The organism is Corynebacterium otitidis ATCC 51513 (assembly GCF_000296405.1).
GTDB lineage: Bacteria > Actinomycetota > Actinomycetes > Mycobacteriales > Mycobacteriaceae > Corynebacterium > Corynebacterium otitidis.
The window spans coordinates 270,500-283,845 of the sequence record NZ_JH815193.1 but is presented as its reverse complement, the minus strand read 5'-3'; the positions used below and the strand labels follow the sequence as shown (position 1 = coordinate 283,845).

Sequence of the window (13,346 nt, the reverse complement as noted above, 5' to 3'; positions counted from 1 at the left end):
CCGCGCCGCTCGGCCGCCGGCCGCGCACGCCCCGCGCGGCGGGGTTTCGCGGCGCGCGTTTCCGCGCGGGCCCTAAACTCCCGTTAAACACCCGGAAAAGGCGGTGTGAGCTGGCGATTTGTTCGCCCGGATCGGGTTCTCTATTGTTAACCGGGCAAGCGAGCGAGCCCCGTTCGTCTAGCGGCCTAGGACGCCGGCCTCTCACGCCGGTAACACGGGTTCAAATCCCGTACGGGGTACCACGAATTGCAAGAACGCCCCTCGATGGAGTTTTTCTTCCACCGAGGGGCGCTTTTGTATCCGGGTGGCGTCGTCGCCGCTCCGGCGCGGCCAGGGCGGGCGGCGGCCCGGGAACCGTCGCCTGCCTTTCCACCCGGCGGGCAGGTTAGAGCGCCGCGGAGAGCCTCTTGGCGGCGGCGGTGAGCTCCTCGCCCCAGAGCTTCCCGGGGCTGGGGCGCAGCCGCTCCGCGACCCCGGAGATCGACAGCACCGCCACGAGCGAGCCGTTGGTGTCCATCACCGGCGCGGAGACGCTCGCCAGGCCGACCTCCCGCTCGGAGACGGACTCGGCCCAGCCGCGCTCCCGGACGAGCTCCAAGTCCCGCTCGCTGAACGCCGCCTCGCCGAGGATGACCGAGGAGAGCGCCGGCGAGATGTAGGCGCAGAAGACCTTCGCGCCGGAGCCGGCGGTGAGCGGCAGCTGCGAGCCGACGGGCACGCGGTTGCGCAGGCCCGTGGCGGGCTCCTGGGCGGCGATGCACGTGCGGGTGGTGCCGGTGCGCTGGTAGAGCTGGACCGACTCGCCGGTGGTGCCCATGAGGTCGGTCATGACGGGGGCGGCGGCGTCGAGGAGCTGGTCCTGCCCGCCGAGGCTCAAGGTCGTCAGCGTGGGCCCGATCGTCCAGCGCCCATCCGAGGTGCGCGCGAGGATGCGGTGCGCCTCGAGCGCGGTGGCGAGCCGGTGGGCGGTGGCCCGGGGGAGCTCGGTCGCGGCGCAGAGTTCCGCGAGGCTGTGGGGCTCGTCGGCCACGGCCATCATGATCGCCACGGCTCGATCGAGAACTTTGATCCCGGATACACTATACTGTCCCATAAAGCGAACACTAGCATCTCATTAAGTGGGAAGCTAGGGATTGTGCTAGAGGAGGATCAGCCATGACGGAGAAACTCACGCTCGCCGAGAAGGTCTGGCGCGACCACGTCGTCGCCGCCGGCGAGAACGGTAGCCCCGACCTTATCTACATCGATCTCCAGCTGCTCCACGAGGTCACCTCCCCGCAGGCCTTCGACGGGATGCGCATGGCGGGCCGCAAGATCCGCCGCCCGGACCTGCACCTGGCCACCGAGGACCACAACGTGCCCACCATCGGCGTGACCGGCGGGAACCTGCTCGACATCAAGGAGCAGACCTCGCGCACGCAGGTCGCGACCCTGCGCAAGAACTGCGAGGAGTTCGGCATTAGGCTCCACCCGATGGGCGACATCAAGCAGGGCATCGTCCACACCGTGGGCCCGCAGCTCGGCGCCACGCAGCCGGGCATGACGATCGTGTGCGGCGACTCGCACACCTCCACCCACGGGGCGTTCGGCTCGATCGCCATGGGCATCGGCACCTCCGAGGTCGAGCACGTCATGGCCACCCAGACCTTGAGCCTCAAGCCGTTTAAGACCATGGCCATCGAGATCGACGGGGAGCTCAAGCCCGGCGTGACCGCGAAGGACATCATCCTCGCGATCATTGCGAAGATCGGCACCGGCGGCGGGCAGGGCCACATCATCGAGTACCGCGGCGAGGCCATCCGCAAGCTCTCCATGGAGGAGCGGATGACGATCTGCAACATGTCCATCGAGGCCGGCGCCAGGGCCGGGATGATCGCGCCGGATGAGACGACCTTCGAGTACGTCAAGGGCCGCGAGATGGCGCCCACCGGCCGCGACTGGGAGCTCGCCGTCGAGTACTGGAAGACGCTGCCCACCGACGAGGGCGCCGAGTTCGACACTGTCGTGCACCTGGACGCCGACAAGCTCACCCCGTTCATCACGTGGGGCACGAACCCCGGCCAGGGCCTGCCGCTGTCCGAGGCCGTGCCCGACCCGGAGGACTTCACCACCGACTCGGAGAAGGCCGCCGCCCGCAAGGCGCTCGCCTACATGGACCTAGAGCCCGGCACCCCACTGCGCGACATCGCCATCGACACGGTCTTCCTTGGCTCGTGCACGAACGCGCGCATCGAGGACCTGCGCGCCGCCGCGGGCGTGCTCAAGGACCGCCGCATCGCCGACGGGCTGCGCATGATGGTCGTGCCGTCGTCGTCGATGGTGAAGAAGCAGGCCGAGGACGAGGGCCTCGACCGGATCTTCCTCGACGCGGGCGCGGAGTGGCGCACCGCGGGCTGCTCGATGTGCCTGGGGATGAACCCCGACCAGCTCAAGCCCGGGGAGCGCTCCGCCTCGACGTCGAACCGCAACTTCGAGGGCCGCCAGGGCCCCGGCGGCCGCACCCACCTGGTCTCCCCGCTCGTGGCGGCGGCGACCGCGGTGGCCGGGCACCTCGCCAGCCCCGACGACCTCGACGACGCCGCCGGCCGCGTCGCCACCCCGGCCTAGCACCGACCCGGCCCGCGCCTGCAGGGGCGCCGCCGCGTCCCGCCGGACCCCGCGGCGCGGCCGCCCGCGGGCCGCGCGCTTAAGCGGCGCACAGATCTTTCGCGCACATCTTCCTTCACGTTTCCTGTCCGACGCACGCGTTGCAGCAAAGGAGCAAGCGATGCAGCCCTTCGAGACCCACACCGGAGTGGGCGTCCCGCTGGAGTTCTCCGACGTGGACACCGACCAGATCATCCCCGCCAGGTACCTCAAGCGCGTCTCGCGCACCGGCTTCGAGGACGGGCTCTTCTCCAACTGGCGGGAGAAGGACCCCGACTTCGTCCTCAACCGCGAGCCCTTCACAAACGGCTCCGTGCTCGTCGCCGGCCGCAACTTCGGCACCGGCTCCTCGAGGGAGCACGCCGTGTGGGCGCTCATGGACTACGGCTTTAGGGCCGTGTTCTCCCCGAAGTTCGGCGACATCTTCCGCGGCAACGCCGGCAAGGCCGGGCTGCTCGCCGGGCAGCTCGACGAGTCGGACGTCGAGCTGCTGTGGAAGATCATGGACGCCGAGCCCGGCATCGAGCTCACCGTGAGCCTCGAGGAGAAGACGATCACCGCCGGCGAGCACGTCATCGGCTTCGAGGTCGACGACTACACCCGCTGGCGCCTCATGGAGGGCCTCGACGACATCGGCCTCACCCTGCGCGACGAGGAGAAGATCTCCTCCTTCGAGTCGACCCGCCAGGTCTTCAAGCCCTCCGTCCCGCAGGAGCAGGCCTAGACGAGACGGCCCCGACCGTCGCCCGCCCCGCGGCGAAAGGACCCGGCCCCGACCGCCGCCACCCGCGGCGGCCGGGGCCGTTGCGCATCCCTGCCCGGGTAGATGAGGCGCCGGGCGGGCGTAGGCGGGAGGAGCGACGGGCACCCGATGCGCCCGCGGCGCGAATGAAACCGGTGCGTCGCGGCGGAGCCTCGGGTACTTTTGCCGAAAACCGCAGCGGAGGCGGCTGGGCCGCCGGCGGCGCCGGGCGGGCGGCTGGCGCCGGTCCCGTCCTCCGGGATCAGGGCAGGGGAGGGCCGGGTGAGCAGGCGAAGCGGGCCGGCGGCGATCGGGGAGTTCGCCCTGGTGTGGGCGACTACGACGTTCTTCGGGCTGAAGATCGGCGGCAGCTACGGCTACTGGTGGGTGGGCACTGCGGTGACGGCCTTGTTCTACCTGCCCCGCGCCGTCGACTGGGCGGCCGCGCGGCTGCCGCGGCCGACCGAGCTCGCTGACGCGTCGGCCGCGGGCGAGGGGAGCGGCGAGGGGCCGCGGTGACCGGCCGGCGCCGCGGCCGGGCCGGCTCTTAGGAGGGGATCGTCGCCCGCGCGGCGCGGGCGTCCGCGGCGCGCACGAGCGCCGCGTAGATCGCGCCGGTGATGTTGTGGAACACGGCGGCCACCGCGCCGGGCAGCGCCGCCTCCGGGTGGAAGAACGTGCCCGCCATGCCCGAGGCGAGCCCCGCGGACTGGGTGCCGATCTCCACGGCCATGGTGCGCCTCGTGGGCTTCGGGTAGCCGCCGATCTTCGCCGCGAGGTAGCCGAGCGCGTAGCCAAGGACGTTGTGGGCGAGCACCGCGGCGAGCACGGTGAGCCCGACGACGGCGAGGGCCTCCGCGTTCTTGGCGACCGCGCCGAAGACGACCCCGCCGATGCCGACGATGGAGACCCACGGCAGCGCCGCGGAGACCTTCGCGACCGCGCGCGATGCGAACGTCGCGATGACAAGGCCCAGCACCACGGGGCCGAGCACCGTCTGCAGCAGGGTCCACGCCATGCCGGCGGCGTCGACCTCGGTGCGCTCGCCCGCGAGCAGCAGCATGATCACCGGGGTGGCGATGGGCGCGATGAGCGTGGAGACGCTCGTCATCGCCACAGACAACGCCACGTCGCCGCGCGCGAGGTAGGCCACGACGTTCGAGGCCGTGCCGCCCGGCACGGAGCCGAGCATGAGCAGCCCCACGGCGAGCGCCTCGGGCAGGCCGAAGAGCTTCGCTACGGCGATCGCGCCGAGCGGCATGACGACGAACTGGGCCACCACCCCGAGCGCGACCGGCAGGGGCCGGCGGGCGACCTCCTTGAAGTCCGGGACGGTGAGCGTGAGCCCCATGGCGAACATGATGATCGCGAGGAAGACCGTCGGGTAGTTCGTCAGCGGCAGAAACGGCTCGGGGAAGAAGAACGCGATCGCCGCGCCGACGAGGATGAACGCCGGGAAGCCGAGCACCGCGATCGTCGCGGAGCGCTCCTCGCGGGAAACGTCTTCCCTTGTTGTGGGATCGATGTTCTGGAACATGGGATCACTGTAGTATCCGCTATGAGCGGAATCACTATCGGGTGCTACCCACCGCCGCGCCGCGGGGGAGCGGGGCGGGTGTCCAGCGATCCGGCCCGGGTGAATCGCCGGGCGCGCCGAGACGGGCGGCCGTAGCTTCAAGACCACCGGCCGGGAAGGCGATTCCCGGCCGGCGCCAGAACACCGCCTCGCAGGACTCAATTCGCCCTCGCCGCCGAGGGGGGAAAGGAGAACGATCCCCGTGTCCGAGCACAAGCTGTGGGACATCGCCGCCTCGCTGCGCGACGACTACCGCACCATCGACCTCACCCACGCGTTCCACTCCGGCCAGCCCACGTTTTCGGGCTTCCCCGACGAGGAGCGCGAGCAGCTCTACTCGATCGAGAAGGACGGCTTCAACGTCGACCGCTACAGCATCGTCGGCCAGTGGGGCACCCACATCGACGCGCCGGGCCACTTCGCCGCCGGCGAGCACCTCCTCGACGCCATCGGCCCGGAGGAGTTCATCCTCCCGCTCGTCGTCCTGGATGCGAGCGAGGACGCGGCGCAGAACCCGGACTTCGTCGCCGGCGTCGACCTCATCGAGCGCCACGAGAAGAAGTACGGCCAGATCCCGCCGCGCTCGTTCGTCGCGCTGCGCACCGACTGGTCGAAGCGCTGGGAGAGCGGCGACATGTACAACCCCGACTTGGAGGGCACCTTCCACAGCCCCGGCTGGGGCGTGCCGGCGCTCGAGTTCCTCGTCGAGCGCCGCGCGGTGACCGCCATCGGCCACGAGACGACCGACACCGACCCCGGTCGCTCGGTCCAGGCGGGGAAGCTCCCCGCGGAGACGTACATCCTCTCCACCGGCCGCTGGCAGATCGAGCTGCTCACGAGGCTTGCCGAGGTGCCCGCCACCGGGGCGCTCATCAGCGCCACCGCCCCGAAGCCGAAGGACGGCTACGGCTTCCCCGCCCGCGCCTACGCCGTCGCCCCGCGCGAGGAGTAGCGCCAGCACCACTCGCCCCCAGACACGGAAAAGGCCCCTCGGGGTCCCGGGGCTGAACTCGGGACCCGCGAGGGGCGGGCAGGCGGGGCGCGCTGGGCCTAGCGCGCCGGCAGGGGGCTGGCGAGGTAGTCGGCCGCCACCAGCCGCTTCCCGGAGAAGCTCAACGACCAGGTGCTCGCCTTCTTCGCGCGGAGGCCGGTGTGGGTGCGGTACGGGGTCTCGGCGTTCGCGCCCACCCCGATGGCCTCGAGCACGCCGGGGATGAAGCGCCCCTGGCTCACCACGACGCTCACGCCCGGCCGCGCGGCGATCTCGCGGAGCGCCCGCAGCGCGGAGCGCGGGTCGCGGTCCCACGCCTTGTCGGCGACCTTCTTCTCCTCGCTGGGGCTTAAGCCCAGCTCCGCGGCGAGCGGCGCGGCGGTCTGCTGGCAGCGCAGCGGCGGGGCGGCGATGATCCGGTCGGGCTTGTAGGCGGAAAGCTCCGGGACGAGGAGCTCGGCCTGGCGGCGGCCCTTGCGATCCAGCGGGCGCTCGTCGTCCTCGTTGGGCCACGACTCGCGGCTCAGAGCCCTAGCGTGGCGCACGAGCAGCACCCGGGAGGTGACCTGGTGGGTGAGCAGCTTCTGGGCGCGGGCGAGGACCTCCCGGTCGACGGGGTAGCTGAGCAGGTCGGTGGCCTTGCTCAGCGGCGCCCACTCGAGCCGGTCGACCTCGTCGTTGGCCTCGAAGCTCCCGCCGGTGGCCTCCGCGAGCCAGTAGTAGACGACCTTGGTGCGATCCTTGACCGGGTAGGTGACGGTGCCGACCAGCCGGCCGAGGCGGAACTCGAGGCCGGTCTCCTCGGTGAGCTCCCGGGCGCAGGCGGCGGGCACGGACTCGCCCGGGTCGACCTTGCCCTTCGCGAGCGACACGTCGTCGTAGTGGGGCCGGTGGATGAGCGCGTACTCCGGGCCCCCGCCGGGCCCGCGGCGCCAGAGCACCGCCCCGGCGGCGAGGGTGGGCCGCCGAAACTCGCCGGCCGGGTCGCGGGGGATGTACTGGTAGGAGTCGGCCACGTGGAGGGTCGAGTCGGTGGCGGCGAAGCGGTCGGCCATGGCTGGGCGGGGTCACCTTTCTCTCGTGCGGGCGGGACAAACCGCCGGCCCGGCGGGGCCGGTGGACGCCTATATACTAGGCGCCGAATACGAGGCTGCCGGGCCACCGCGCGGGCGGCCTCATGGTGATTGGCAGCAAGCGACGAGCCGGCGGGCGCCGGGGCTGGAGGCTTCATTCAGGTGGCCAGGGTGGCAGTGATGGGCGCGGGCTCGTGGGGCACGACGATCGCGAAGGTGTTCGTCGACGCCGGCAACGACGTCACCGTCTGGGCTCGGAGAGACGAGCTCGCCCGCGCCATCGACGAGGGCCACGAGAACCCCGACTACCTGCCCGGCACGGCGCTGCCCGAGAGCCTGCGCGCCACGAGCGACGAGAAGGAGGCGCTCGCCGGCGCGGAGATCGTCGTGCTCGCCGTGCCCGCCCAGACGCTGCGCGGGAACCTGCGCCGCTTCGGGGGGCTCATCCCCGGCGACGCGCTCGTCGTGCAGGTCGCCAAGGGCGTGGAGCTCGACACGGGGCGGCTCATGACCCAGGTGCTCGAGGAGGAGACCGGAATCGAGAACTCGCGCAGCCTCGTGCTCACCGGCCCGAACCTCGCCCGCGAGGTCGCCGCCGGCCAGCCCGCCGCGAGCGTTATCGCCTGCGCCGAGCCCGAGTCCGCGAAGCGCGTGCAGAGCGCTTTAGCGACCGACTACTTCCGGCCGTACACCAACACCGACGTCGTCGGCTGCGAGATCGCCGGCGCGTGCAAGAACGTCATCGCGCTCGCCTGCGGCATCGCCGCGGGCACGGGCCTGGGCATCAACTCCGCGGCCGCGACGATGACGCGCGGCAACGCGGAGATCACCCGGCTTGGGGAGGCGCTGGGCGCGAACCCGCGCACCTTCCTCGGGCTTGCGGGGATGGGCGACCTGGTCGCGACGTGCACGTCCCCGCTGTCGCGCAACCGCTCCTTCGGTGAGGCGCTCGGCCGCGGGGAGGGGCTTGAGGCGGCGCGCGCCGCGACGAACGGGCAGGTCGCCGAGGGCGTTGTGTCCTCCTCGGCGGTGCGCTCGCTCGCGGAGAGCCTCGGGGTGGACATGCCGATCACCCAGGCGGTCTACCGCGTCTGCCACGCCGGCGACGGGGTCGAGGGCATGATCGCGCAGCTCATGGGGCGGCGCTACAAGCCGGAATACCCCGGCGCGGGTGCCGCCCGGTAGCCTGGCGGGGACGCGCGCCGCGCGACCTCACCGCCCCGACACCGGGGCGCTTAAGGGGCATGCCGCGGCGCCGGGTTTCTTGCAGGCGAGGCCGTGGGCAGCGGCGACGGGAGCGGTGATGGCAACCCCTGGCACCAAGAAGATCACGGTCGCGGTCGTCTACGGCGGCAGGTCGGGGGAGCACTCGATCTCCTGCCTGTCGGCGGGCGCGGTGATGGACAACCTCGACCGGGAGCGCTTCGAGGTCGTGCCCGTGGGCATCACGAGGCACGGCGACTGGGTGCCGGGCACCACCAACCGCGAGGAGCTCTCCATCGTCGAGGGCCGCTTCCCCGAGGTCGCCCCCGGCGAGCGGCTGTCGCTTAGCCTCTCGCCGACGGAGGCGGGCACCTTCCGGCTCCCCGGCGGGGAGGTGTGGGCCAAAGCCGACGTCATCTTCCCGGTGCTGCACGGCCGCTTCGGGGAGGACGGCGCGATCCAGGGTCTCTTTGAGCTCTCCGGGGTGCCGTATGTCGGCACCGGGGTGCTCAGCGCGGCGTGCGGGATGGACAAGGAGTTCACGAAGAAGATCGCCACCGCCGCGGGCGTGCCCGCCACCCCGGAGGCGGTGCTGCGCGCGGGCGAGGGGCTCTCGGACGCGGACCGGGAGCGGTTGGGCCTGCCCGTCTTCGTCAAGCCCGCCTCGGGCGGCTCGTCGATCGGGATCTCTCGGGTCGAGCGCTGGGAGGACCTGCCCGCCGCGCTCGAGGAGGCCCGCGCGAGCGACCCGAAGGTCATCGTCGAGGCCGCCGTCGAGGGCGCGGAGGTGGAGCTCGGGGTGCTCGAGCACCCGGACGGGCGCCTCGAGGCCTCGGTGCCGGCGCGGCTGCTCGGCACGGGCGAGTCCGAGGAGGGCTTCTACGGCTTCGAGGCGAAGTACGTCGACGACGTCGTCTCCGCGGAAGTCCCCGCCGACTACCCGGCGCCCGTCGTGCAGGACCTGCAGCGCCTGGCGCTTCAGACGTTCGAGGCGCTGGGCTGCGAGGGGCTGGCTCGGGTGGACTTCTTCCTCACCGAGGAGGGCCCGCTGTTCAACGAGATCAACACGATGCCCGGCTTCACGGAGATCTCCATGTACCCGAAGGTCTTCGAGGCCTCCGGCACCCCGTACCGGGAGCTGCTCGCCACGCTCGTGGAGACCGCGCTGCGCCGCGCCGAGGACCGCGCGGACTAGGTCCTGCGGCCAGGCCGGCCCCGGCCTCCCGCCGAATCCTCCCTCGATCCTTCTTTGCCCCGCCGCCTCCCACGGCGGGCTTTTCTGCTGCCCGAAGCCCGTTTCGGCCCCGGCTGAGCGGATCCCTATCCGCGCCCCGGCTCGCTGGATACAACTAGGCGTGTCCCTAGACATCCAGAGCGGCCGAGGGATCTGGCCCGGCGACGCCGCAGCAACCGGGGCGGGGGTTTTCCCGCCTGAGGTGCTAACGCCAGGAGCGATGGAGGAACCATGACCAGGCACGTACACCTACCCATTCCCGAGGAGCTGCGCGGGGCGATCGCCGCCGCGGGGGAGCGGGCCCTCGAGCACGAGCTCAGCCGAGAGGTTCCTGAAGCCGAGATCCGGGCGCTCGCCGCGGCGGGCATCGGCCGGCTGCGCCTCCCGGAGGAGCACGGCGGCTTCGGGCACACGTGGCGCGAGCAGACCGAGGTGCTCCTCGAGCTCGCCACGCAGGACAGCAACATCCCGCAGGCGCTGCGCGGCCACGTCGCCATCGAGGAGGAGGCCCTCTGGCGCGGCGCTAAGAGCGACGTGTCGCGCGCGTGGTTGGCCCGGCTCGCCGCGGGGAATCTCGTCGGCAACGCGTGGACCGAGCCGGGCAAGGGCGGCTACGACGGCTTCCAGACCCGGCTTACCGAGACCCCCGACGGGCCGCGCGTGACGGGCGAGAAGGCCTACACGACCGGCTCGCTTGTCGTCGACTGGCTCGACGTCACCGCCAGAGACGAGGGTGGCCGGGAGCTCGGGCTCATCGTGCGCCGCGACCAGCCCGGGGTGAGCGTGCGCGACGACTGGCCCGGCTTCGGGCAGAAGACCACCGCCTCGGGTGGCGCGAGCCTCGAGAACGCCATCGTCGACGCCTACGAGGTGCGCCTCCTCGACGATCGCTACCCCTACCAGGCCGCCGTCTTCCAGCAGGTGTTACTCATCGTGCTCGCCGGGATCGTCGCCGCCGCGGCACGCCAGGCCGGCGAGGAGCTGCGCAACCGCAAGCGCGCCTACACCCACGGCAACACCGCCCGCGCCGGCGACGACCCGCAGCTCCTCCAGGCCATCGGCGAGGTCGACGCCACCGCGGCGCTCGCGCGGGCCCAGGTCCTAGAGACCGCCACCGCCCTCGACGAGGCGTTCGCCACCAGGGGCTCCGCCCGCGAGGAGCAGCGGGAGGCCGCCCGGGAGGCGGACCTCGCGACCGCGAGGGCCCAGGTCGCGCTGCGCGGCCCCGTGCTCGGTGCGGTGAGCCGGCTCTTCGACGCGCTCGGCGCGTCCGCCCCCGACGAGGCGAAGGGGCTGGATCGCTACTGGCGCAACGCGCGCACCGTGCTCAGCCACAACCCGTGGGTCTACAAGGCCCGCATCGTCGGCGACTGGCTCGTCAACGGCACCGGCCCGGTCGGCCTGTGGGGCGTGGGCATCCCCGAGGACGCCAAAACCGCCGCCCAGCCCGTCGGCTGACGGACCACCCCTCTAAGCACACTCGCACTCCCGCTACGGCCCCGCGGCCGCCCGCGCGCGGCGCGGGGCCGACCCACCGAAAGGACACCTCAACCCATGACCACACCGATGACGACGCGCTCGCCCTGGCTCGGGGCGGCCGACGGCAAGGAGCTCGCCGCCGCTGAGCGCGCCGCCCAGGCGGTCGCCGACGAGCTTGCCGCGGACGCGCTCGAGCGCGACCGCGCCAACCGCACCCCGCGCCGCGAGGCGGAGATCCTTAAACGATCCGGGCTCGTCGACCTCATCATCCCCGCCGAACACGGCGGCGGGGGAGGACACTGGGCATCGGCGCTGCTCGCGGTGCGCACCATCGCCCGCGTCGACTCCTCGATCGCGCAGGTGCTCGCCTACCACTACCTCAACCTCGCCAGCGTCGGCTTTTCCATCCCCGACGACGAGGCGCGCCGCTCCCGCTGGTTCCGCGCCTCCGCGGAGGGCTCCTGGATCTGGGGCGACGCCGTCAACCCCACCGACCCGGACTTGAGCCTCCGCCCGCTCGAGGGCGGCGGGTGGCTGCTCGAGGGCACGAAGCGCTACGCGGCCGGTTCCGCGGTGGGCGACGCGCTGCTCGTCCACGCCCGGGTCGCCGCCGGCCCCGCCGAGGGGAAGGTGCTCGCGCTCGTCCTCGAGCACGGCCGCGACGGTGTCGAGTACCTCGACGACTGGGATGTGCTCGGCCAGCGGCTCTCCTCGTCGAACTCCGTGAGCTTCCGCGGGGTGCGCGTCGCAGAAAACGACGTGCTAGGCCCCATGACCGACGAGCCGTTCTCCACGCTCCTCACCCCCGGGCCTGCAGCTCGCGTTCGGGCACCTCTACTTAGGGATCGCCGAGGGGGCGCTCGCCGCCGCGCGGGAGATCATCACTAAGCGCCGCGGCTCGTGGTTCCGCTCGCCCGCGGAGCGCTACCGAAACGACCCGTTCGTGCTGCGGCTGGTAGGGGAGCTGGATGCGAGAAACGCCGCCGTCGCGGCGCTCGCCGAGCGGCTGGCCGCGCGGTTCGACGAGGTTGTCGCTCTCGGCTCCGGGGTCACCGCCGAGGCCCGCGGCGAGTTCGCCGTCGCGGTCGCCAGGCTCAAGGTCGCAAGCTCCGAGGCGGCGACGGACCTCGCCCACCGCGTCTTCGAGGCGACCGGCTCGTCCTCGACGGCCTCGAGCCACGGGCTGGACCGCTACTGGCGCAATATCCGCACCCACTCGCTCCACGACCCGGTGGACTACAAGAAGCTCGAGGTGGGCGACTTCTACCTCAACGGCACGCCCCCGCCGCCGACGCTCTACACCTAGGGCATCAACGAGCTCGCGCCCCACCTCGTTGTGAGGCGGGGCGCGTCGCGGGCTGCGGAGCACCGCGAGTTCGGGGAGTACTGGGCACTACTGCGCCTCGCCCTCGCCGCTGGGGGCCTTCTCGGTGTGGGCCGCGACGAGGTCGCTCGCGGCGACGATTGCCTCGTTGCCCTCGGTGTCGGGCGCGTGGAGCGCGACGATCGCGTCGCGGCCGAGAGCGTAGAACGTCCCGTCGTCGGGGTCCTCGAACCAGGCGACGTCGTCGACCTGGGTGATGCGCTCCCCGGGGCGGTAGCTCTCGGGGAGCTCCACGCCGCAGGCGAGCGCCACCGGCTCGAGCCCGGGCGCGGTCCACGCGGCGCGCGGCCCGCCCGAGGGGTGCTCGGTGAGAGCCCGGTCGGCGAGCGTCTCGGGGAGGCTGTCCATGAGGCCGTCGCAGCGCTCGGGCTCGACGACGTCGGCCTCGGCGAGGGGAGCGGGGGCGGGCTCGTGCTCGTCGGCCTTAAGCGCGTCGGCGATCGCGGGCGCGAGGTCCTCGATGCCCTCGCCGGAGGAGGTGGTCACCGCGGCGATGGGGGTGCGGTCCACGCTGAACCACGTGGTGAGCTCGGAGTCGGCGTCCGAGACCGCAAGCCACTCCACCCCGCCGATCTCCTCAGTCGCGGAGAGCTCCGTGTACTGGTCGGGTAGCTCCACCCCGCAGCGCAGGGTGACGCGCTCCTCGGAGCTCTTCGCCCACGCCGCCGCGCCCTGAGGCGCCGGGTCGGCGAGCTCGACGCGGTTGTGGCCGTCGATCTTCTCGGGCAGGTCGGATAGGAGCGCCTCGCACTCGTTGGTGTCGGCCTGCGGGGCGGGCACCTCGGGCAGGGAGACGGGTCTTGATGCGGCCTCGCCGAGCACGTAGCGCGCCCCGAGGATCACCGCGGCCACCGCCACCAGGGAGATCACCAGCGCCACGAGAAGCGGTACGCGCCCGATGCCGTCCTTGGTCTCCCCGGCGCCGCCGCCGGAGAGCTCGTCTGGGTCGAACATGGGCCACGATTCTAGCGCCGGGAACGCGAGGCTAGCCTCCCGCGGGCCCGCGCGGGGGAGATCC

The 13,346-nt window shown here is 72.3% G+C and carries 13 protein-coding genes, 1 tRNA gene and 1 riboswitch; of the genes, 10 read left to right on the top strand and 4 right to left on the bottom strand.

The genetic code is table 11. The annotated features are described in order from the left end of the window. Nucleotides 1-166: 166 nt before the first annotated feature. Nucleotides 167-242: transfer RNA gene (locus HMPREF9719_RS04155), tRNA-Glu, on the top strand. 143 nt (nucleotides 243-385) lie between these two features. Here the strand turns inward: HMPREF9719_RS04155 and HMPREF9719_RS04150 are convergent. Next, a complete protein-coding gene (locus HMPREF9719_RS04150; RefSeq protein WP_004601872.1) occupies nucleotides 386-1,093 on the bottom strand; it encodes an IclR family transcriptional regulator in 708 nt (235 codons plus the stop codon). A gap of 62 nt (nucleotides 1,094-1,155) precedes the next feature. Here HMPREF9719_RS04150 and leuC point away from each other — a divergent pair, with 62 nt between their 5' ends. The 3 genes from leuC to HMPREF9719_RS04135 all read left to right on the top strand — a co-directional run bounded on the left by leuC (nucleotide 1,156) and on the right by HMPREF9719_RS04135 (nucleotide 3,907). Then, nucleotides 1,156-2,607, top strand: a complete 1,452-nt coding sequence (gene leuC / locus HMPREF9719_RS04145; RefSeq protein ID WP_004600718.1) for a 3-isopropylmalate dehydratase large subunit — start codon at nucleotides 1,156-1,158, stop codon at nucleotides 2,605-2,607. 160 nt (nucleotides 2,608-2,767) lie between these two features. Beyond that, nucleotides 2,768-3,370 carry a 3-isopropylmalate dehydratase small subunit gene (gene leuD / locus HMPREF9719_RS04140; RefSeq protein ID WP_004600717.1) on the top strand — a complete coding sequence of 201 codons (603 nt, stop codon included), beginning with the start codon at nucleotides 2,768-2,770 and terminating at the stop codon, nucleotides 3,368-3,370. A 300-nt stretch (nucleotides 3,371-3,670) separates the two neighbouring features. Further along, on the top strand, nucleotides 3,671-3,907 hold the full coding sequence (locus HMPREF9719_RS04135) for a hypothetical protein (protein ID WP_004600716.1): 237 nt from the start codon (nucleotides 3,671-3,673) through the stop codon (nucleotides 3,905-3,907). Between the two features lie 28 nt (nucleotides 3,908-3,935). On the opposite strand, the gene HMPREF9719_RS04130 is transcribed toward HMPREF9719_RS04135, so the two are convergent. Beyond that, on the bottom strand, nucleotides 3,936-4,925 hold the full coding sequence (locus HMPREF9719_RS04130; RefSeq protein WP_004600715.1) for a bile acid:sodium symporter family protein: 990 nt from the start codon (nucleotides 4,923-4,925) through the stop codon (nucleotides 3,936-3,938). Nucleotides 4,926-5,166: 241 nt separating this feature from the next. Here HMPREF9719_RS04130 and HMPREF9719_RS04125 point away from each other — a divergent pair, with 241 nt between their 5' ends. After that, a complete protein-coding gene (locus HMPREF9719_RS04125; protein WP_004600714.1) occupies nucleotides 5,167-5,916 on the top strand; it encodes a cyclase family protein in 750 nt (249 codons plus the stop codon). 98 nt (nucleotides 5,917-6,014) lie between these two features. On the opposite strand, the gene HMPREF9719_RS04120 is transcribed toward HMPREF9719_RS04125, so the two are convergent. Next, nucleotides 6,015-7,010: an NUDIX hydrolase gene (locus tag HMPREF9719_RS04120; protein WP_004600713.1), complete on the bottom strand. Its 996-nt coding sequence runs from the start codon at nucleotides 7,008-7,010 to the stop codon at nucleotides 6,015-6,017. A 180-nt stretch (nucleotides 7,011-7,190) separates the two neighbouring features. Between HMPREF9719_RS04120 and HMPREF9719_RS04115 the strand changes: the two genes are divergently transcribed. The 5 genes from HMPREF9719_RS04115 (at nucleotide 7,191) to HMPREF9719_RS09800 (ending at nucleotide 12,250) form a co-directional block, all read left to right on the top strand. Next, on the top strand, nucleotides 7,191-8,213 hold the full coding sequence (locus HMPREF9719_RS04115; protein WP_174269521.1) for an NAD(P)H-dependent glycerol-3-phosphate dehydrogenase: 1,023 nt from the start codon (nucleotides 7,191-7,193) through the stop codon (nucleotides 8,211-8,213). A 118-nt stretch (nucleotides 8,214-8,331) separates the two neighbouring features. Further along, nucleotides 8,332-9,426: a D-alanine--D-alanine ligase family protein gene (locus tag HMPREF9719_RS04110; RefSeq protein WP_004600711.1), complete on the top strand. Its 1,095-nt coding sequence runs from the start codon at nucleotides 8,332-8,334 to the stop codon at nucleotides 9,424-9,426. Nucleotides 9,427-9,593: 167 nt separating this feature from the next. Continuing rightward, nucleotides 9,594-9,692: riboswitch (SAM riboswitch) on the top strand. Between the two features lie 4 nt (nucleotides 9,693-9,696). Beyond that, on the top strand, nucleotides 9,697-10,923 hold the full coding sequence (locus tag HMPREF9719_RS04105; protein WP_004600710.1) for an acyl-CoA dehydrogenase family protein: 1,227 nt from the start codon (nucleotides 9,697-9,699) through the stop codon (nucleotides 10,921-10,923). A 96-nt stretch (nucleotides 10,924-11,019) separates the two neighbouring features. Then, on the top strand, nucleotides 11,020-11,832 hold the full coding sequence (locus HMPREF9719_RS09805; RefSeq protein WP_004600709.1) for an acyl-CoA dehydrogenase family protein: 813 nt from the start codon (nucleotides 11,020-11,022) through the stop codon (nucleotides 11,830-11,832). Beyond that, the gene (locus HMPREF9719_RS09800; protein ID WP_322785273.1) at nucleotides 11,756-12,250 is read left to right on the top strand and encodes an acyl-CoA dehydrogenase family protein; all 495 of its coding nucleotides are present in this window, start codon (nucleotides 11,756-11,758) and stop codon (nucleotides 12,248-12,250) included. The genes HMPREF9719_RS09805 and HMPREF9719_RS09800 overlap by 77 nt, the downstream gene beginning before the upstream one ends. Nucleotides 12,251-12,337: 87 nt before the next feature. Here the strand turns inward: HMPREF9719_RS09800 and HMPREF9719_RS04095 are convergent, their stop codons facing one another. Continuing rightward, entirely contained in the window at nucleotides 12,338-13,282 is a 945-nt protein-coding gene (locus HMPREF9719_RS04095; protein ID WP_004600707.1) for a DUF3515 domain-containing protein, read from the bottom strand. Nucleotides 13,283-13,346: the final 64 nt, after the last annotated feature.